The 20,615-nt window shown below is 31.9% G+C and carries 17 protein-coding genes and 1 pseudogene; 14 read left to right on the top strand and 4 right to left on the bottom strand.

What is annotated here, in order from left to right:
• Positions 1-7 precede the first annotated feature (7 nt).
• Together MKZ30_RS04000 and MKZ30_RS04005 are read left to right on the top strand one after the other, a co-directional pair.
• A complete protein-coding gene (locus MKZ30_RS04000; RefSeq protein WP_202563062.1) occupies positions 8-493 on the top strand; it encodes a hypothetical protein in 486 nt (161 codons plus the stop codon).
• Positions 494-698: 205 nt separating this feature from the next.
• On the top strand, positions 699-1,256 hold the full coding sequence (locus MKZ30_RS04005) for a Crp/Fnr family transcriptional regulator (protein ID WP_283959065.1): 558 nt from the start codon (positions 699-701) through the stop codon (positions 1,254-1,256).
• A 146-nt stretch (positions 1,257-1,402) separates the two neighbouring features.
• Here the strand turns inward: MKZ30_RS04005 and MKZ30_RS04010 are convergent, their stop codons facing one another.
• Positions 1,403-3,346: a sucrose-specific PTS transporter subunit IIBC gene (locus tag MKZ30_RS04010; protein WP_202563065.1), complete on the bottom strand. Its 1,944-nt coding sequence runs from the start codon at positions 3,344-3,346 to the stop codon at positions 1,403-1,405.
• Between the two features lie 187 nt (positions 3,347-3,533).
• Here MKZ30_RS04010 and MKZ30_RS04015 point away from each other — a divergent pair, with 187 nt between their 5' ends.
• The 3 genes from MKZ30_RS04015 (at position 3,534) to MKZ30_RS04025 (ending at position 6,706) form a co-directional block, all read left to right on the top strand.
• Positions 3,534-4,973, top strand: a complete 1,440-nt coding sequence (locus MKZ30_RS04015) for a sucrose-6-phosphate hydrolase (protein ID WP_202563067.1) — start codon at positions 3,534-3,536, stop codon at positions 4,971-4,973.
• 1 nt (position 4,974) lies between these two features.
• Complete coding sequence (locus MKZ30_RS04020; RefSeq protein ID WP_202563069.1) at positions 4,975-5,937, top strand: LacI family DNA-binding transcriptional regulator; 963 nt, start codon at positions 4,975-4,977, stop codon at positions 5,935-5,937.
• Between the two features lie 442 nt (positions 5,938-6,379).
• Positions 6,380-6,706 carry an SdpI family protein gene (locus tag MKZ30_RS04025; protein ID WP_202563070.1) on the top strand — a complete coding sequence of 109 codons (327 nt, stop codon included), beginning with the start codon at positions 6,380-6,382 and terminating at the stop codon, positions 6,704-6,706.
• Positions 6,707-6,971: 265 nt separating this feature from the next.
• Here MKZ30_RS04025 and MKZ30_RS04030 read toward each other — a convergent pair whose 3' ends face one another.
• Both MKZ30_RS04030 and gltX read right to left on the bottom strand, forming a co-directional pair.
• The gene (locus MKZ30_RS04030) at positions 6,972-7,826 is read right to left on the bottom strand and encodes a LysR family transcriptional regulator (RefSeq protein ID WP_202563071.1); all 855 of its coding nucleotides are present in this window, start codon (positions 7,824-7,826) and stop codon (positions 6,972-6,974) included.
• Between the two features lie 149 nt (positions 7,827-7,975).
• A complete protein-coding gene (gltX, locus tag MKZ30_RS04035; protein ID WP_202563072.1) occupies positions 7,976-9,487 on the bottom strand; it encodes a glutamate--tRNA ligase in 1,512 nt (503 codons plus the stop codon).
• Positions 9,488-10,069: 582 nt separating this feature from the next.
• On the opposite strand from gltX, the gene MKZ30_RS04040 reads away from it, so the two are divergent.
• From MKZ30_RS04040 to MKZ30_RS04065, 6 genes and pseudogenes are all read left to right on the top strand, one after another.
• Complete coding sequence (locus MKZ30_RS04040) at positions 10,070-11,521, top strand: amino acid permease (protein WP_202563073.1); 1,452 nt, start codon at positions 10,070-10,072, stop codon at positions 11,519-11,521.
• 12 nt (positions 11,522-11,533) lie between these two features.
• A complete protein-coding gene (gene gad, locus MKZ30_RS04045) occupies positions 11,534-12,934 on the top strand; it encodes a glutamate decarboxylase (RefSeq protein WP_075320433.1) in 1,401 nt (466 codons plus the stop codon).
• An 80-nt stretch (positions 12,935-13,014) separates the two neighbouring features.
• Positions 13,015-13,263: a helix-turn-helix domain-containing protein gene (locus MKZ30_RS04050; protein ID WP_202563074.1), complete on the top strand. Its 249-nt coding sequence runs from the start codon at positions 13,015-13,017 to the stop codon at positions 13,261-13,263.
• Positions 13,264-13,497: 234 nt separating this feature from the next.
• On the top strand, positions 13,498-13,863 hold the full coding sequence (locus MKZ30_RS04055; RefSeq protein ID WP_242696122.1) for a hypothetical protein: 366 nt from the start codon (positions 13,498-13,500) through the stop codon (positions 13,861-13,863).
• A 44-nt stretch (positions 13,864-13,907) separates the two neighbouring features.
• Positions 13,908-14,183 (top strand): hypothetical protein, encoded by a 276-nt coding sequence (locus tag MKZ30_RS04060; RefSeq protein WP_242696123.1) that lies wholly within the window; start codon positions 13,908-13,910, stop codon positions 14,181-14,183.
• A gap of 177 nt (positions 14,184-14,360) precedes the next feature.
• Positions 14,361-15,686 (top strand): annotated as a pseudogene (locus MKZ30_RS04065) (glycoside hydrolase domain-containing protein).
• Between the two features lie 55 nt (positions 15,687-15,741).
• On the opposite strand, the gene MKZ30_RS04070 reads toward MKZ30_RS04065, so the two are convergent.
• Positions 15,742-16,284: a hypothetical protein gene (locus MKZ30_RS04070; RefSeq protein ID WP_207434967.1), complete on the bottom strand. Its 543-nt coding sequence runs from the start codon at positions 16,282-16,284 to the stop codon at positions 15,742-15,744.
• Between the two features lie 740 nt (positions 16,285-17,024).
• Between MKZ30_RS04070 and MKZ30_RS04075 the strand changes: the two genes are divergently transcribed.
• The 3 genes from MKZ30_RS04075 to MKZ30_RS04085 all read left to right on the top strand — a co-directional run bounded on the left by MKZ30_RS04075 (position 17,025) and on the right by MKZ30_RS04085 (position 20,587).
• Positions 17,025-17,450: an RNA polymerase sigma factor gene (locus MKZ30_RS04075; protein ID WP_174126177.1), complete on the top strand. Its 426-nt coding sequence runs from the start codon at positions 17,025-17,027 to the stop codon at positions 17,448-17,450.
• Positions 17,451-18,996: 1,546 nt separating this feature from the next.
• Positions 18,997-19,788 (top strand): PTS mannose/fructose/sorbose/N-acetylgalactosamine transporter subunit IIC, encoded by a 792-nt coding sequence (locus MKZ30_RS04080; protein ID WP_174126176.1) that lies wholly within the window; start codon positions 18,997-18,999, stop codon positions 19,786-19,788.
• Entirely contained in the window at positions 19,772-20,587 is an 816-nt protein-coding gene (locus MKZ30_RS04085) for a PTS system mannose/fructose/sorbose family transporter subunit IID (RefSeq protein ID WP_174126175.1), read from the top strand. The genes MKZ30_RS04080 and MKZ30_RS04085 overlap by 17 nt, the downstream gene beginning before the upstream one ends.
• Positions 20,588-20,615 lie beyond the last annotated feature (28 nt).

The following is a 20,615-nucleotide window of genomic DNA, read 5'->3' on the forward strand; positions in this document are numbered from 1 at the left end:
CTATTCAATGTTATTAATTAGTTTTTGTTTTTTATTGAACTGTGCGCTTATTACAACTTATGCTAATGAAACTGTAGTTATCTATAGTGGGCAAAAAACTATTGTTAAATATAAAGTAATGTTTAAAGCAAAGGAAAACGGTGTACTAGTTGGGACACCTTCCATTTATTTACAAAAAGGGAATTTTATAAAAGATTATATGGTACCAAGAGCAATTCCTAATTCCGGCTTTAGTTTTGGCGGATGGACTGATGATAATGAGAGAGCGGTTGTTGATTGGAGTAAAGAGCAAATTGTTAAAGAACGTGTGTATTACGCGAACTTTATATATTCGTCGAATAATAAACTGATTAAGAAAGATAAAATTGACCTAACGATTGAAGATAATAAAAAGCCCCTCTATTATCCAAAATTAAATTGGAAAACAGAAGATTATTTCATTCTGATAGGTATCATTTTAGTGTCTTTAAGTTACATTAACAAAAAGAAATGAGTAACAACATTTAATAATCAATTGTTCGAAGTTGATTCGGCTTATTTAGGAATGCAGGGAGGACCAAAATGTGTACTAACATGATTAAAGATATAAAAAATATTCATAAAGAACAAAATAAAACCTTTTTAAACAAAATTTTAGAACACAATGGTAAAACATGTTTAAAAAAATTCACTTTTAAAAAAAGCTTGCAATAGATAACATTCTTGAGCCAGGAAACCTTTATTATATTAAAAAAGGTGTTGTTATGCGCTCTTTTTCTGATAGTGACGGTCATGTAAAAGCCGTGGGGCTTTTATCAAAAGATGAGATTCTAGGATTTGCAACTTTATTTGGAGAAGTACCAATTCAATGGACTACAACTGTTTTACAGGATACAGAAATTTTAGTAATTACAAATAAATTGTTGTTAGAAAATTATAAAGAAAGCTTGACTTTACTTGGACTAAATTTTCAATATTATATAAGTATCTCATACTTATATTGGCAAAGTGCTTTTTCAGTTGGGTTTGAAAGAATAAACTTCACATTGATAAATTTGGCTTGTTGTTTAGGAGAGCGGGTAAAGGAAAATAGTTTTCATATGCCAAGTTATATTACACATGATATTATCGCTTCTTTTTCATCCGTAACAAGATCTTACGTCACGCGACATCTCTCAAAATTAATGAAAGAACAAATTATTAGTATAAAAAATAATAAAATTTGTATAGTAGATATGAACAAACTCGTTCTTAAGACACCTAATTATTATAGTTAAAATGTAATGAAGCTATAGAGTATATGTAATTATATAAATGAATATGATTTTATAGTATTTGCGGTAGGACCGTATAACAGCCAGAAACTTAAAAATATAGCCCTTCCTTACAATTTATATAGAAGGGCTATTAAATCTCAAAAAAGCTATTTAATTGTTAATAAAGATAAACCTTCAGTAATTTTACCTTTAGAACTTGGAGTTATTTCTGAATAATCTGTAGTATTTGTCACAGTGACTATTGTTGTATCGTCAAGTCCTGATTTTGTAATTATTGCACTATTAAATGTTCCAAGAATATCTCCTTTTTTTACTTTTTGATTAGCAATAACTTTTTTAGCGAATCCTTTACCTTTCAGCGATACTGTATCGATGCCAATGTGAATCAGTACTTCAGCACCAGTATCTGATTTAAGTCCATAAGCATGTCCTGTTTCAAATACGGTTTGAACAGTGCCATCTACTGGAGAATAAACGGTACTTCCATTTGGTTTAATAGCAATTCCTTGCCCCATAGCTCCTGAAGAAAATACCGGATCATTTATTGAATCAAGAGTAATTACTTCACCAGAAAGGGGACTAACAACCGTTTCTACTAAAGTGTTTGCTTTTGTAGGTGCATTAACAGTAACTGTTGATTCTGTTATTATTTCTGAAGTATTAACCGCAGTTTGTTCAGTAATTTCTTCTGCTGCAAAGATACCTGCAGCTTTTGTTTTACCATAGAAGTAAGTAACTGTAAAAGCAATGGCAAAGCTAATTAATTCACACAGCAAGTAAAAAGGGATAGAAGTTGCATTGATTGAAAGAAATCCAAGGAACCCAGCTGAACCAAGCGATACAGCAACAACTTTCAATAGAGCTGCTATTGCTGCAGCAATGCCTGAACCAATTAAAGCACAGAAAAATGGGAATCGATATTTTAAGTTTACACCAAACAACGCTGGTTCAGTAATACCAAGAAGTGCTGAGACTCCAGCAGAAGAAGCAAGACTCTTTGTTTTAGAATTTTTAGTTAAGAACCAAATAGCGAATGTTGCAGCACCTTGTGCTACATTTGCCATAGAAGCAACTACGAAGATAAAATCTCCATGACCAATACCATTCGACCATGCTGAAAGTAATTGTGTTTCAATTGCTGGAAATGATTGATGCAGACCAGTCATTACAATGAGCGAATATGTTCCTCCAAAAATACCCATCCCTATGAATCCAGCTGCATTATAAAGCCAAACAATAGCATCTGTAATTCCATTAGATAGTAATAACATTACAGGACCAATAACTGTGAATGTCAAGAACCCAGTAATTATTACGGATAATAATGGCGTGAATGTAAAATCAATAGATGAAGGAAGTTTTTTATGAAAGTATTTTTCCAGTACTGACAAAAGATATACAGAGGCTAGTACTGGAATTACTTGATATGAATAGTTCGTTTGGGAGACATGATACCCAAAAATATTCCAGTACTCAGTAGACCCTCCAAGGTCTGGTGTTGTCATAATCATACCAATTACAGCTCCGAGAAACTGATTCGCTCCAAAACGTTTAGCTGCGGAAATTCCTACTAGAATGGGTAAAAATATAAAAGGTGCAGCTGACATAATCTGAATCATTGAGGAAATTCCTTTAATAGCAGGATATATTTCTTCTATTGATTTTGGTCCAAAAAGTCCAGCGGCGGTTAAAAAGTTTCGCAATGCCATTAATAATCCACCTGCAACGAGTGCAGGTATAATTGGGACGAAAATCTCGGATAGTAGTTTAATTAATGCCATGATTGGATTGAATTTTTTGTCTTTATAGGTTATTTGTTTTAAACCATCTGTTGAAAGTTCTGAAAGACCAGTATTTTTTATAAGTTCGTCATAAACAAAATTAACGTCTCCAGCACCGATAATAACTTGATACTGCCCATCGATTTTAAATGTACCTTTTATATTGGGGTTTTCATCTAAAGCTTTTTGATCAACTTTTGTATCATCTTTGAGCACGAGACGAAGACGCGTTGCACAGTGTGCAGCAGCGATAAGATTATCTTTTCCGACTGCTTGAATTATGTCGGAAGCTAATTTAGTGTAATCCATATTAATAGCTCCTTTTATAACATTTTATTTTAAAGAAAGCGCTTTTTTAATTACGTATATTTTAGCACATTTCGTAAACATGTCAAACGTTTGTCATATTTTTTTTATTTGGTAATAGAATGATTGATTTTTTCGAAGAAAACGTTTACTATATTTATAATAAAAAGTTATACTGAAGGAGTAGAAGATGAAATTACCTAGAGAAATACGATATCGTGCCTATTCTGAATGGAGTAAAGATGAAATTATAAAAATAAATAAACATGTCAAGCAGTCTCCTTGGCATACTAACTATCATATTGAACCTACAACAGGATTGCTTAATGATCCGAACGGATTCTCTTTTTTTAATGGAAAATTTACACTTTTCTATCAAAATTGGCCATTCGGAGCATCACATGGACTAAAAAAATGGGTGCATACTGAGTCACATGATTTAGTTCATTTTTATGTGACAGGAGCAGAACTTCTTCCGAGTACAAGATACGATAGTCATGGAGCATACTCTGGTTCAGCATATGAAGTAGATGGCAAATTACTTCTATTTTATACAGGAAATGTTCGAAATAAAAATTGGATACGCAATTCGTTTCAACTAGGAGCATGGATGGATACAAGTTACAGTATTACAAAATGTGAGAATGTTTTTATTAATCAGCCTGAGGATGTCACAGATCATTTTAGGGATCCACAAATCTTTAATTATAAAGGAAAATTTCATGCAATTATTGGAGCACAAAGTCTTGAAAAAAAAGGAATTATAAAACTTTATCAAGCTTCCAATAACAATGTTGAAAATTGGGAAGAGGTAGGTAATTTGGATTTTTGTAGCGGCGGATCAGAATACATGATTGAGTGCCCTAACCTTTTATTTGTAGATGAAACACCAATTCTTATTTATTGTCCTCAAGGACTTGATAAATCAGAACTTAATTATGATAATATTTATCCAAATACTTATAAAATTTTTCAAAGTTTTGATGAACAAAATGCAAAGCTTGTGGGTTCTTCTGAAATTAAAAATCTTGATTACGGTTTTGATGTCTATGCAACACAAGGATTTAATTCTCCTGACGGACGTACTTTAATTGTTAGTTGGATTGGGCTTCCTGATATTGAATACCCTACAGATAAATATGATTATCAAGGTGCAATGAGTCTTGTTAAAGAGCTTTCTATCAATAATGGAAAGCTTTATCAATACCCTGTAGATGCTATTAAGACACTGCGAACTAGTTGCGAAGATTTTACGTCAAAAATAGAAACAAGTAATACTTATGAACTGGAATTGACTTTTCCAGCCAATCAGAAATCAGAATTACTTCTTTTTGCTGATGATAAAGGAAATGGACTAAGCTTAACAGTAGATACTAAAAAAGGGAAAGTTGTTTTAGATCGTAGTAGAGTGGGGACTCAATATGCAATTGATTTTGGTACGACTCGTGAATGCTTAATAGATACTGAAGAAACAATTGCTAATATTTTTGTAGATAACTCAATCATTGAAATTTTTATTAATAAAGGAGAGAAAGTATTTACCAGTCGTGTATTTCCTGAGAAGTATCAAAATGGTATTCAAATAAAATCAGGAGAACCTATTGGAAAATACTTTGGATTGGAGTACTAATATGGTAGCAAAATTAACAGATGTAGCTGAATTAGCTGGAGTTAGCCCGACAACTGTATCACGTGTCATTAATAACAAAGGCTACTTGTCGGAAAAAACCAAGAAAAAAGTCCATGAAGCTATGAAAACTTTAGGATACAAGCCAAATAACTTAGCGCGTGGGTTACAAGGAAAATCACCTAAACTAGTAGGTCTCATTTTTCCTAACATTAGTAATATCTTTTATGCGGAACTCATTGAATATCTTGAGATTGAATTATTTAAACAAGGATACAAAGCAATCATTTGTAATAGCGAAAATGATCCTGGAAAAGAACGTGAATATCTTGAAATGCTTGAAGCAAATCAAGTCGATGGTATTATTTCTTCTAGTCATAATCTTGGAATTTCTGACTACGAGCGCGTTAAAGCGCCAATTATTGCTTTTGATAGAAATTTAGCACCAAATGTTCCTATTATCGCATCAGATAATTTTGAAGGTGGTAAATTGGCAGCGAGTATTTTACAAAAAAGTGGTTGTCAAAACATTATTATGATTACTGGAAATGACAATACCGACTCTCCAACAGGGTTACGTGCTTTAGGATTTTCTTTCCAAATTCCAGGTGGAAAGGTCTTTAAAGTTCCTAATAGCTTGTCTACTATTCGTCGAGAAATGGAAATTAAATCAATCATTTCGAATAACAAACCAGATGGAATTTTTATTTCAGATGATTTAACAGCCATTCTTACTATAAAAATTGTTCAGAAACTCAACCTAAATATTCCAGAAAATGTGAAAATCATTGGGTATGACGGAACATCATTTATTGAAGATTTTTTACCACAATTGACTACAATTAAACAACCCATTGATGAAATTGCAAAGTTAATAGTTGACGTTTTATTAAAAAAAATTAAGGGTGAAAAGATAAGTAAAGATTATATATTACCTGTATCATTACTAGCCGGTGGAAGTATTTAATTAACGATATAGGAGTATTGTTTATCAAAAATTACCAATAAAAAAGAAATACCTATAGGAGTTCAAATTGTTAGTGATTTTTGATATTAATGAAGGCATATAATCTAAATGAGATGGATATAGCATATATTGATGAAAAATAAAGAACGTTGGATTACCTGTATCGTATATAGATTTACAAACAAAAAGTGCTGATAGTATAAAGAAAAATTAAAAAACTTTGATAAAAATAAAACATAAAAAAACAACTGCTATAAGTTATTAATAGAGAAGAACCAACAAGGTAAGCCTTATAGGTTCTTTTGTTTATTGTGATCACTTTTAGAAGTTTAGTAGGTCATTCAAGTTGAATACACTTCATTTTTAATAATGTTCCCAGTAGTAAAGTTAATATGTAAATGTAACTGATTGAACAATTAGCTCTGAGATAGGAGGAAATATAGTGAATATTTATAGTTATTTTATTTTAATTGTGGCGGTGGTGTTATTAATCAATATTATTTTTTTTGATAATAGTCAAAATGCTGGTATTGGGTTCAGAACTAAAGAAAGCATGGCTTCAAAAACAAAATGGGTTTTTTCACAAAAAATTTTTTATGGAGTCATTATTTTGATATCACTATTAGCAATAATATTAAATCATTTTCATATTATTTTAGAACGCACATCCGTTTTAATTTCTGTGATAGGAATAGTTGTAGCTGGCACAGTCACTCAAATAACGTTAGTACTTATGAGAAAGAGAAATAAGAATAAAAGAAAAAAATAAAATGGTAAAAGTTTATTCGTTTTGGAGTATTGTTCAATTTATTATTAATAAAAAAGTTTTTCAAAATCTCTTATACGGAACTAGATTTTAAGAAGTAGAGAATAAAAAAATTGTCAGGAGAAATGGCAAGTAGATATATTATGTTAGTTCTTTATTCCCAATTATCATAGTTGTATTCTATAGTTTAAGGTTCATTTCAAAACTAAGAAAACCTCCAAATTATATACTGTTTGGAGGTTTTTTATTCTAGCAAGATCTATGAATGCTATTTAACGGTAATTGATTCCAAACTCAATAATTTATCTTTTATCAGCTCTAAAACTTCTTGTTCTTTTGCAGACATTGTTGTGCTGTTGACTAAATAGTGATAGTAAAAAAGTTTGTGGGCTAAGGGTATTTTTTGAAGTCCATCATTACTGCCAATAAAACTTGCTGGGAGAATGGTAACACGGTTACTGAGAGTCAGCATGTTTTTAACAATTTTTAAATCTTCTCGAATGACTATATTATTTTTCGGTATTTTATACAAATCGAAAAAAATTTGTACGCTATGAGCTAGAGAGGGATTAACCTGGCTTTGAATGAAAGATAGCGCACGATAATCTGAATAGTCAGTTAATGTATTATCTTTTGAACAAACCAAAAAGAGTTCTTCTTGGTAAAATAAGGTTGTCTCAAAATGAGGATTGGAATCTAATTTAATTGGACTTTCTATTATTCGAATCTCTCCTTGTTGGACATTAAGTTGTCTACAAGTATCTTCTTTAAACAGACATAATTTTTCGTATTGATCAAAAATTTTAGAAATATTTTGTTCCATTGCGTAATCGGTTATAAGTATCGGGATATGTCTGAAATCGTTTAATAGAAAATACTTGTTCATTTCAGTAATTGTTTCTTCAATTTTGTTTGCATAATTCAAAAAGATTTCTCCATCATGAGTTAAAGTAATTTTATGTTTTCCACGGCTACGCTCGATTAACTTTTTGCCAAGAAAATCTTCCAATCTAAGAATAGTTTTAGAAATTGCTGATTGTGACATATGCTCATGTTCAGATGCTTTAAAAAAAGTTTCTTCTTGACAGATTTTACAATAAATAGATATATCTTCCAGATTCATAAAAACACATCCTCATTTAAAAATTAATAGTTCAAGTAAATCAGTTGTTTCTGAAAAAATATAAGCAATGATAAATAGAAAGCTTTGGTTACTGGTCAAAGTTTCCATTTAACATTGCTTATCTAAATTAATTCGTAAATAATTATTTGTTATTGGTTTAACCACTTTAAGGCGTTAGTTATCATAATTTCAACATTTTGCTTTGGCATAATAGCTAACAGTTCAGTTATTTGTGGGGCAGATTTATTATCTGTAAAAACAACATTTAATGGCATATAGAGATTTCGACCACTTTGGCCAGTTTCTTTTTGTATAGCCAATAGAATGGAGTCATAGTCAATTGGTTCAACAGCATTTTGGATTTCTTTTTGCATAACTAATAAAATTTTATGGACATTATTTTTATCAAATTCTGCTAAGTCTGCATAGGAAAATTTGTGTCTATCTGAATTTTTAATAAAATAAATTTTTTCCATAAAAGTCATTAGTGTTTTTGCTTCAGCACGGTAAAGTTGAATCACTTTTTTTATAAAATCTAGATTCTCTTGCATTTTTAGCTCTTTTAATTTTAATGCTGTATCTGTTTCAGCTACATTTATTAAAGTTACTATTCGATTGGCTAATTCAGCAATTGGAATTTTTTTAATGTATTCACTATTAATCCAGTCTAATTTTTTTTGATCGAAATAAGCAGGGGAAGCAGACATTCGATGAATATCAAAAGCTTCAATTAGCTCATCTCTAGTAAACAACTCTTTTTCGCCAATAGGGGACCAGCCTAAAAAAGCAATGAAATTTACTAATGCTTCGTTTAAATAACCAAATTTTCTGTATTGACTAATAAACTGTAAGGTATTTTTGTCACGCTTGCTTAATTTTTTGTGGGTTTCTAAACTGTAAATTAATGTAATGTGACCAAATAGTGGTTGAGGGATACCTAATGCTTCATAAACAGCAAGTTGTTTCGGCGTATTGGCGATGTGATCGTCGCCACGAAGTACATGACTGATTTTCATTAAGTAGTCGTCAATTACGACTGCAAAATTATAGGTTGCCATCCCGTTACTTTTTTCAATAATAAAGTCTCCGCCAATATTATCAGAGTTAAAAGAAACAGTCCCTTTAATCATATCATCCCAAGAATAGACATGATTTTTAGGCAAGTGAAGACGAACTGTTGGTTTTCTACCTTCAGCTTCGGCTTTTTTTATTTGTTCTTTTGTTGCGCCATACCAACGACCATCGTAGTGGGGAGCAATTTTAGCTGCTATTTGTTGAGCATGTAACTCAGTTAGTTCTTCCTCAGTTGCATAATCTTTGTAGGCCAACCCTGCATCTAATAGTTGTTGAACATACTTATGATATAAAGAAACACGCTCTTTTTGATGATAAGGTGCAAATTCTTCTTTTGGTTTATCTGGCCCTTCATCCCAGTCGATACCTAACCAATGGAGATTTTCCATTTGACTTTCTTCACCGTGGGGTACATTTCTTTTTAAATCAGTATCCTCAATTCTTAAAACCCAGGTGCCCTTGTAATGTTTAGCGAACAAATAATTAAAAAGAGCAGACTGGGCATTTCCTAAGTGCAAAAACCCTGTTGGACTTGGTGCGTATCTTACTCGAACTTCTCCGGTTATTTCTATTTTTTCTCTTCTCAAGTCTATCCCTCCAATTTTTACCTCTTATAAAATAAAGAATTTTATTTGTTCTGTGTAGAAAATCAATAGAACCAGCTTCCTTCCGTAAAAAAATGTAAGAAAAAATTAACAATTAATCGTTTTATTAACTTATTGAATACATGCGCTGATTATAGCATAGGGATAAAATAAAACAATGCTCATCAAGTTTTTATCGTTGTTTGATTTAGTTATTTAGAATCGTTTTTTTTAAATTTGTCTATTTTTTGATCCGTTAAAAATCCTTATGATTGATGTTTCTTTATTGATATATAAAGATCTAAGAGTATTTTTCGACTTATTTATTTTCATTTTTCATAGCTGTTAAATCTAGTTAAAAAGAAAATATTCCTTTTTAGAATATTTAATATGAAAAATAATCGTTATACATAGATGTTCAACCATACTAATATAATTAGCGTAGCTAGTATACAGCTCAAATCAGAATTGACTAAATGTAATGTCAATGAAAAAGAAAGGAAGTAAACATATAGTAAGTCGTAATGCAGTCTATTTTGCAAAATAGCACAACTAAAAAGATGCATGAAGAGGAGCAATTTAAGAATGAGTAACGAATCAAATAAAAAAGATAGTCGTAACCAGATTACCTCGCTTCAGTTGTTTTCAATGACAACATCTATGGTTATGACGGTTTATGGTTTTGCTGCTTTTGCGAAACAAGGACCACGTGCTTTTTTCTTTTTATTTTTAGCCGCTGTTTTATGGTTTTTACCTGTGATACTAACTTCAGGAGAAATGGCCTCTATTGATGGATGGGAAAAAGGTGGAATATTTACGTGGGTAAAAGGGACACTGGGAGAAAAAAATGGTTGGCTAGCATTATTTTATCAATGGATCCATATAACAGTTGGAATTAATACGATGATGTACTTTATTATTGGCTGTTTTAGCGCTTCATTGAATATACCAATTATCAATGATAACCCTATAGTTAAATTTATTTTGATGATGATTATTTTGTGGGGGTTAATTGCTCTACAACAACATGGGACGAGAATTACTGGGAAAATTGCGCAATGGTGTTTTACCATTGGAGTGATTCTTCCAATTTTGATTCTGTTAGTTATGTTTATTATTTATTTGATCCAAGGTCATAATCACTATATAACGATTAATTGGCATACAATCATGCCTCATAGCTTAGGTATTCAAACACTAATTGGTTTTGTACCATTTATTCTAGCCTTTGCAGGTGCAGAAGGTTCAGCGCCACATGTTAAAAATTTAAAAAATCCAGCATCATATCCCAAAGTAATGCTGTCTTTGGGAATCTGTGCTGTGGTTTCTGATATTGTGGGATCGATGGCAATTGCGATGACCATTCCAAACGAAAAAATTATACTCAGTAACGGGATAGTGTATGCATTTGGTGGATTATTAGATTCTATTGCAAGTCATGGGATTATTATTGAAAAACTTTCAGGAATACTTCTTGCAACAGGTGTATTAGGAGAAATTAGCAGCTGGGTAGTAGGCCCGAATACTGGTATGTATGAAGCAGCAAAAGAAGGATTTTTACCAAAACGATTTTCTAAGGTGAATGACTATAATATCCCTACAAATATCATGATTTTACAAGGAGTAATTGTTTCAATAATGGGAGCACTATTAACTTTTGGCGCTGGCGGCTCGAAAGATAACTTATCGTTTAGAACTGCGATGAGTTTGACGGTTGCTATATATACTTTGATGTACATGATGATGTTTATTGGCTATATCGTGCTCCAGACAAAAAAAGATGAAGGATTAATTCCTAGTTATAGTTTCACAAAATCTAAATTTATAAAATATTTAGTTGGCATAGTAGGGTTTTTATTGTCTCTACTTGGGTTTGTTGTCTCGTTCGTTCCTGATAAAACCTTGCCTACAAATGAAAAGCATGCGTATCTTTTAATGTTACTAACTGCTTTTGTAATAGTTCTTATTATTCCATTCTTAATGTACAAAAAAAGAAAGAGTTGGAAGTCAGCATTACAAAATAATGATTCATTATAAGGAGAGAATAGGATGACAACATCAATAGATTATCAAAAATATTTAGAGGCTTCTTTTTTAGGAAGTGAAGGTTCTCAGGAGTTATTACCGAATACTAAATTGCCAGAAGGTCCAATGTATGCAAATTTAGCAAGAGATTTAATCAAACATTTTCGCTTGAATGAAGCGAAAGCAAATCAAAATTTAGCCACATTTTGCACAACCCAAATGGAAGAACAGGCCGATGCATTGATTTTAGATAGTTTGAATACAAACGCTATCGATAAATCAGAATATCCAAAAACTGCGGCATTAGAAAATGCTTGCATTAGTATGATTGCTCATTTATGGAATATCGGGGATTCTAAAAAATTAAATAAAGATTTTATTGGTACTTCGACAGTTGGCTCTTCAGAAGGATGTATGTTAGGAGGTTTGGCCCTTTTGAAGTCATGGAAAGAGCGTGCTTCAAAAGTTGGAATAGATGTTTTAGATTTAAAAAATCATCGGCCGAATTTAGTAATTATGTCTGGATACCAAGTTGTCTGGGAAAAATTTTGTGTATATTGGGATGTTGAATTAAGAGCGGTACCTGTCGATAAAAAGCATATGTCTTTGGACACTAGTTCGGTTATGAATCATGTTGATGAGAACACTATCGGAGTCATAGGCATTCACGGAATAACTTATACAGGAGCAGTGGATGATATTGCAACATTAGATAAATTGGTTTCCGAGTACAATAGAACAGCAAAAGTTGAACTACGTATTCATGTTGATGCTGCATTTGGCGGATTGTTTTCTCCTTTTATGGATGGATTTGAACCTTGGGATTTTAGACTGGAAAACGTGGTTTCAATCAATGTTTCGGGACATAAATATGGAATGGTATATCCAGGAATTGGTTGGATTGTTTGGCGGAAAAATAATTACGACATTTTACCTAAAAGTATGCGTTTTGAAGTCGCTTATTTAGGCGATCGAGTGGATTCGATAGCGATTAATTTTTCTCATAGTGGTGCACACATTGTTGCACAGTATTACAACTTTATTCGTTTTGGGTATTATGGTTATAAAAAAATTATGGAAGGTGTTCGAAAAGTATCTTTAGAACTTTCAAACGAAATTTCAAATACAGGATTTTTTGAAATTATAAATGACGGGTCTCAATTACCTATCGTTTGTTGGAAGCTGAGAGAGGATATGGATGTTCCATGGTCTTTATACGATTTAGAGTCAGTGTTGTCTAAACATGGCTGGCAAGTTCCTGCGTATCCATTACCTAAAAATCGAGAAGACACCACGATCAGTCGCATTGTAGTCAGACCATCAATGTCAATGACAGTGTGTGGTGATTTTATTGAAGACTTAAAGTTAAGTATTAAAGAATTGGAAACTTGTACCATAATTAAACCAATGCAATCAATCATTTAACGATTATAGCTAGAGAAATGATTAATAGCCGTTATCTTTCGGAAAATTTATTAATTAGTCTAATTCAGTGGAGGTGCTAAGTGAAAAAAAGAAGTGAAAAGCAGTTGCATATGTTGGATGTCTCTACTATTTTATCTGCTCAGAAAGGGGATGCGGAGTCTATAGCACTGGTTTTAAGTCACTATCAAAATTATATCTGTCGGTTTGCTTTACAGAAGGTTTATGATGAGCAAGGCAGTGTATCTGTTCAGGTAGATGAATTTTTTCGTAGGAGTTTGGAAACCAAATTAATGGAAGCCATTCTGAAATATCAAGTTCCTAATCACTAGATATCAAAGAATAGAATTTTTATGGAAATCGGTGGAGTTATTAAGAAAAATTACGATGGTTACAACAGAAAAATTGAACGTGAAAGTGGTAAATTATCGCAACTCATTAGTTATTGAGTGGTTACTTTAGAAAGAATATATTCGGTAATGACAGTAAAGACATAGCTGATACTAACTAAATAAACACAGGTAGGCACCAATTATAAACAAAAAAAGAGAAAAGAGGAGAGTAAAATGGCCACACGTAAAAATCTAGGAGATCCTTGGGTTTTAGAGGTCCAACAATGGTTAAATAAAACATTTGGAAGCAATACAAACTATGGTACTGTAGCAGAAACAGGACAAACAGGGTGGGATACAGTCTATGGAATCATTCGAGCAATTCAGTTAGAGCTGAAAGTTACAGATACACCAGTAAATAATTTTGGAGCTGGAACTGTAGCTGCTTGGGATAATCAAGTAACTCCTAACTTAGCTATCGGTTATAAAAATGGAAATATTGTAAAGTTAATTGATGCAGGATTTCGTTGTAAAGGAATGGGTTCTGGAAAATTTGATGATACTTATTCAAAAGAAAATGTATCAGCTTTAACTGAATAAAAAAAGCTGCTGGATTTAGCAAACCAGACAGTAAATTCAATTCGATGTGGGCCCGTGCATTATTTGATATGAGTGCCTTTGTATTAGTGCCTGGCGGTGATGAACGAACAAGACAAATGCAACAAGATTTAAATAATAAATATTACCAATGGACAGGGATTTTACCATGTGATGGGATTTATCAGCGTGCAACGAATACAGCCTTGATTTATGGAGTGCAAGTTGAAGAAGGACTAGGGGATATCGCTAACGGCGTGTTTGGTCCTACCACTCAAAAAGACTACGGAGAAATTGCAGGTAATCATCAATTAGCCTATTAGCCTGGATTAGTAACATTAATCCAGTATGCATTGTATCAAAATCTAATCAACGTATTACCAAGTAGTGTCCCTTTTTCAGGATCACTAGACGTTGAAACTTCTTTTGCTATTGGATTATTCCAATCATTCTTGCATTTAAAGAATGTCGAAACAGGGTATCCCGATTTATCAACGGTGATGTCATTGTTACTATCTTCAGGAGACCCAAATCGTAGTTTTACCGCGGTGGATACTGCTGCACAGTTGACACCTGCTCAAATTGAAACTTTAAAAAAGGCTGGCATTAAATATGTAGAACGTTATTTAACGGGGACAGTCGCTTCTGAATTTAAACCTAAGTATTTAACAATTGGTGAAGCGAATAATATTATCGGAGCTGGAATGGCCATTATTCCTATTTACCAAGATAATTTTCCGACGGTTGATTATTACACGTATGGGCAAGGGGTTTAAGATGCACGATCAGCTTTTGTAGCAGCAGACAATCTAGGGTTCGCAACGGAGACCATTATTTATTTTGCTGTGGATGTTGATGCGTTAGACTCAGATATTACTACCAATATTATTCCTTATTTTAACGGTCTGTTTGATACGATGAACTATAATAGACGCTACAACATCGGGATTTATGGGACAAGAAATGCGTGCATGCGTGTAGTTGATGCAGGATACGCAGTAGCTAGTTATGTATCCAATATGTCTACCGGTTGGTCAGGTAACTTAGGATTTTCGCAGCCAGCTTCTTGGTCTTTTGATCAGTTTGCTGAGCCAGCAGACGGTATTGGCACTGGTGCTGGACTGGTTATGATTGATAAAGTGAATGTATCTGGTACGGACTCAGGTGTGACAGCAGTGTCAAAAAAAGATCCCGCCGTTAGTATGTTGCGAGGATTAGGAATTAAATTAATTAATGACATATTAGATAGTCAACAATTTGAATTTGGCAAAGAATTTGTTATTTTTGAATGGGGTATCTTTAAACTAACGCAAACATTAGCCGCTCAAGCTCAATCGCCAGATGCACAGGACTTTTCACTTAAATTTAGTATAATGAATGGAAAATTAGATCCAGCCTTTACTGCAAAAATTGAAGATGTTTTGGGGTCTGGAATTACGGCGAAACTTGAAGACAGTGTTTCTGGATTAACAAGTGCCATTGAAACAGGTGATGCTGAATTTAGTGGTGGTTATAAGAATAGTGTCATTTCTGGTTCGATTACCTTTAATATGACAAAAAATACAGTGGACGGTACAGAAATTACAACGTCTGTAAAATATAATCTTGAGATTGACTTAGGCAAAATTGGTAAACCATTCCAAGATGTGCTTGATTGGATTCAAAGTACAGTAGGAAATAGTGTCTTTGGATGGTTTTTATTTGTATTATTCATAATAGTTTGTGCGGGTACTGTGATGTATGCAGGAGCTGCATTAACAAGTTATGAAATTATTACACTAATAGTTTCGGCAGTAACTTTCTTAGCTAGTTCAATTAAATTTTAGTCTGAAATGATACAAAAACAGAGAGGTTCATGAACCCCTCTGTTTTTTGTATCATTTAGAAAAAATAATGTATTACAAAAAGCAATCCACATACAAGTAACGAAATACCAAATTTTTTACAAACATTTAATATTTTTTCTTTTTCTCCTTTGTTAATTTGAATCACACCAAGCTCGTTTTTAGGTTGTCTTTTCAAATATTGGCGGAGTATTTTATCTTTATTGATATCCATTTTCAAATTAAATAAAACTAAGATACTGAGAATAATGCTTGCGATTCCTATATAAAGCGAAACAAGTCTTTTATTTTCTAGTTTATTCTGATTAATAAACTGTATTAAATTTGGAAAGACTAATCCTAAAAATAAAATAATTACTAAAAATAAACAGAGAGTAACTTTTTTTTGAATCTTAAATATTGGATTTTCACTTTCTAAATAGTTTTGTATCTTTTTGTTATAAATTTTCAATTGTTGTAGAGTTAATGTTGGTCGATACTTTTTATTTAACAATAACAATTGTACTAGATACTTCAAAGTAAAAATGATTGAGATAGCTATGATTATGTAATAAAAAAATAGCATGGTGTCATGAAACATAGTAATCACTCCTTAATAATTTTCAATTCAAAGACAGAGGTTATTGGAAACATTATTTGTTAAATAAATAGTCTATCTATAATAAACCATATTCCTAGTATATATAGCAACCGGCTACACTTTGTAATCTGTTGATAGATTTTTTATTGTCTAGTTTGAATGATATTTAGTTCACTTTCTGAATCGTTTTTAGATATCAATGGGGTAGTAGTGTTTTTTGTCTATCTATGAGACGATTAAAGGTCGTTAAGCCACTTGATAGGATAAACGCGATCCCTAAATAAAGGAAATCAATATTTTGTAGTGGTTGATTATTAAAGAACCTAGGGAGAATTAGTCCTGCAAAGAAAAATATAGTTAAAGTTGGCAAGATGCGTATTCATTGATTCTTTTTAAATACAGGACTAACTGGAAAATATTTTTCAAAAAGTAGTACAAGTAGAAAAAGTTAAAAAATACATATAATAGATTTAAAGTATGGTCTTACATGGTGAAAGCTATTCTATGATAAAGTTAAAAAATTAAATTGATTATCAATGTCAGAAATAAAAATGAGCAACATAATTTAGTAGACAGCTAGTTTTTTTAGTATAGATTTTAAATAAAATTAACACTTATATGACGTATAAGCAATAGAGCTTATACGTTTTTTTCATATCTTTGACTAGTTTTCTTGAAAATAGTTTTTTCTAGTTGTTGTAGATATGAAAAAACATATTTGTAAAGCAGGAGGCATAAAAATGAATGATTCGGTAAAAAATCTTATTCAGTGTACATTTGATAGCTATTGTCGTACGGTTATTAGAAATGAAGCCAGAAATATTCAAAAGCAATATAAAAGGTTCCGAGAAAGACAGTTTCCATTGACGGAGCTCACAGAACGAGAATTTGAGGAGTTGTCTTATATAGATCTAAATATAGGAAATAGTGAGGTGTTTTTGACTAATGGAATGAAAATTTTAGTAGCGAATCCTGAATTAGCAGAGGCAATCAACAAATTGCCTGATGAACTAAAACGTATAGTTTTATTATTTTATTATGCTGGTTTCAATGATCGAGAAATAGGTGAACCGATAGGACTCAGCGCAGGGAGTATTTGGTACCAACGACAGAAAGCTGTCAAACAATTGAAATGCAGTTTAGAAGAAATTATATATGAAAAGTAATTTTTGGTAAGTTTATAATTCTTATAAGAGTAATTGAGTAGAATTAATGATGATAAGTTTCTTATCATATGGCATTAAATTTTTATATGTTTACTATTGCATTGATTAAGTCTGTTGTGAAATTGTTTAAAAATAAAAAAGAAATAATTATCTACTTTAGTGAAAAAATGGTTATTTCTTAAAATAATCATTTTTTCGCTATGATTTTAAAATGTTCTACACCAGAGAGTTGTATTAGCGCACAACTCTCTTTTCATATATAAATATCATATATTACAAAAAAGCTATTAAACGACCAGAAGGGACAGTAGTATTTTTAATACAATTTTTTTTTTGACAAAATTTATTTTTTTGGAAATCGTTGGAATTTCTATTAGTTTTGACATAAACAAAATTTGGCGCGGAAATTGCATATATAAAAGTGTTAATAAGAAGGGGAGAAAAAGTGAACAATATTGCAATCCATGGTGAATTGTCACAAAGCTTAAAGCAAACAGCCATAAGCAATTATAAATGAAGAATAGCGACCTATTTTTGCTTAATATGTTAAAATGTTAGGTTTACTGATAACTTAATATGTGATATAGTGTTTTTGTAATATAGATTATACAGTTGATGAATAAAGACACAAGGAGAGGGTTCAGTGAAAAACATTGTATTAATTAATCACAGCGGACTGGCAGTAGGAACTAAAGATAGCGTAGAAATAATCATTGGTAAACAAGAGAATTTTTATGCATTTTGATTAAGACCAAATGAAGATAATCTTTAAAATTTAAAGAAGAAGTACCCGAGACAATGAAACTCTGTAACAGATTGACTATTATTGCTGGTTTTTTATGTGGAATTCTACGTAGCAACAAAGAACCAGTTAAATAAAAATGGAGTTGAAGTTATTGATAGAATGATTTTGTGTCTAGTGACTGAAGCAGTAGTTAATCCACAAACATCTATAAAATAGTTAATTAATCTTTCAAAAAAAGATTATATCGATGCATAAGTAGAGGAGAACAAAGCCGATTGGAAATTATAGATCGGATAAGGAGTGAGGACTAAGTATTTATAGTATGTACACAGGAAATAAAATACAGTCAATTCACTAATTGATAAACACTTAATGTATTGACAAATTGCAAATATTTAGACAATTAATCTAAACAATCAATAATAGTCTTAGTTAATGGTAAAGCTGTTATCAATCATTTATAAAAGCCATTGATACGAATGGCGCCTACTTATTCAATAAGATTATTTGTTTTGGCAATTAAAATCTTGAAAAAAATTAGTTCTGAAAAATATAAAAATTAACTGATATTTTTATCAACTAGAATCTATAAGCTATTTGCTTAAAGTAGCCAATGTTGAAAATATGAGTTATTAAAAAGGGGGTAGAGAAGATTACCAAGAGTATTCAGGTTTTATCTGAAGAAGATATTTTTAAATCATAGAATTTAAAGACGTTTATGTAAGCGCTTAAAAACGGTAACTAAGTAATTGATTTATAAGGAAACTAATCAATTTTATTTATAAGCTTGGAGGAAAGATAATGGAATTAACTATTTATCAAGTAATGTTACTTACAGTATATTCATTTATTGCAATCAATGATTCACTTATCACTAATACTTTAACTCAGCCAGTAGTATCAGGTTTTGTAGCCGGTTTGATTATGGGAGATATGAAAGTAGGTTTAACAGTCGGCGCCACTCTACAGCTAATGCGCTTAGGTATTGCAGCATTCGGTGGAGCAAGCATTCCGGATTACTTTTCTGGTGCGTTGCTAGGAACTGTTTTTGCAGTATTATCAGGTCAAGGAGCAAAATTTGGAGTAGGATTAGCTGTTCCAGTATCATTATTAATGTTACAGCTGGATGTTGTAGCTCGTTTTTGTAATGTATTTCTATTGCATAGAATCGATAAAGCAATTGATAATTTAGAAGATCAAAAAATAAGTCCTCTTGTTTTATCTGGTTCTATGCTATGGGGGTTAAGTAGAGCAATTCCCGTTTTAATTATGCTACTTGCCGGATCCGCGACAATCCAATCAATCACAACTAGCATGCCAGACTGGCTTATGGGTGGATTAAAAACAGCAGGAGGAGTACTTCCTGTAGTTGGTATAGGTGTGTTATTGCGATATTTACCTGTGAAAAAGTTTGTTCCATTTTTAATTTTAGGCTTCGTCTTATCTTCTTATTTAAAATTACCAATATTAGGAGTTTTTTTATTAGGACTAGTAATTGCTATGCTATTTTATAAAATGAATTCTACAAAAAAAGAAGAAACCACTACAAAAGAACATGCACTTTTAGAAGGGGGATATGATGGCGATGAGTGAAAGTAAAAAAATATTAACAGAAAAAGATTTAAATGTAATGAGCTGGCGATTTATCTTAGGAAGTCAGTTAAATTGGAATTATGAACGAATGATGAGTTCGGGTTACCTGTTTGGTATGCTACCAGGACTAAAGAAGCTATATAAAGACAATCCAGAAGAATATAAAGATATGTTACACACTCACAACCAATTTTTTAATACAAATGGTATTTTTGGAAATCTAATTATGGGTATTGATTTAGCTATTGAAGAAGCAGATGGGTACAAAGCAAAAGAAACAATAGTAGCATTAAAAACGGCTTTAATGGGTTCATTCGCGGGAATTGGAGATTCATTGTTTCATGTTATTTGGGGAACGGTGTTTGGATCGTTAGCTGCAACATTAGCAATGAATGGTAGTCCAATAGGTATATTTATTTGGGTTATTGCTAATTTAGTATTAGTTTTTTTTCAATCACGTTTACTTCACTTAGGTTATAAACAAGGAGTGAAACTAGTAACTGTTATGAAGGATAAATTGAATGCGTTTACAGATGCAGCACTAATTTTAGGAATAACAGTTATTGGTGCATTAGCTCCTACAATAGTTCGGACGACTGTGCCCTTTGTTTATAAACATAATGGTGTAAAGCTTGTCATTCAAGACACTTTAGATATGATTTTGCCTAATTTAGTTCCTGTATTGTTAGTAGGGCTTGCTTATTGGTTGTTAGGACGAAAAAAAATGAATTCTACGCGTGTGATTGTATTCTTTTTAATCTTATCAATTGTTCTATATAATTTGAAAATCTTAGGATAATCATAAACTTAGTTAAATGAAGCGAAGG

This window comes from Enterococcus sp. LX10 (assembly GCF_023539285.1).
Lineage (GTDB): Bacteria > Bacillota > Bacilli > Lactobacillales > Enterococcaceae > Enterococcus > Enterococcus faecalis.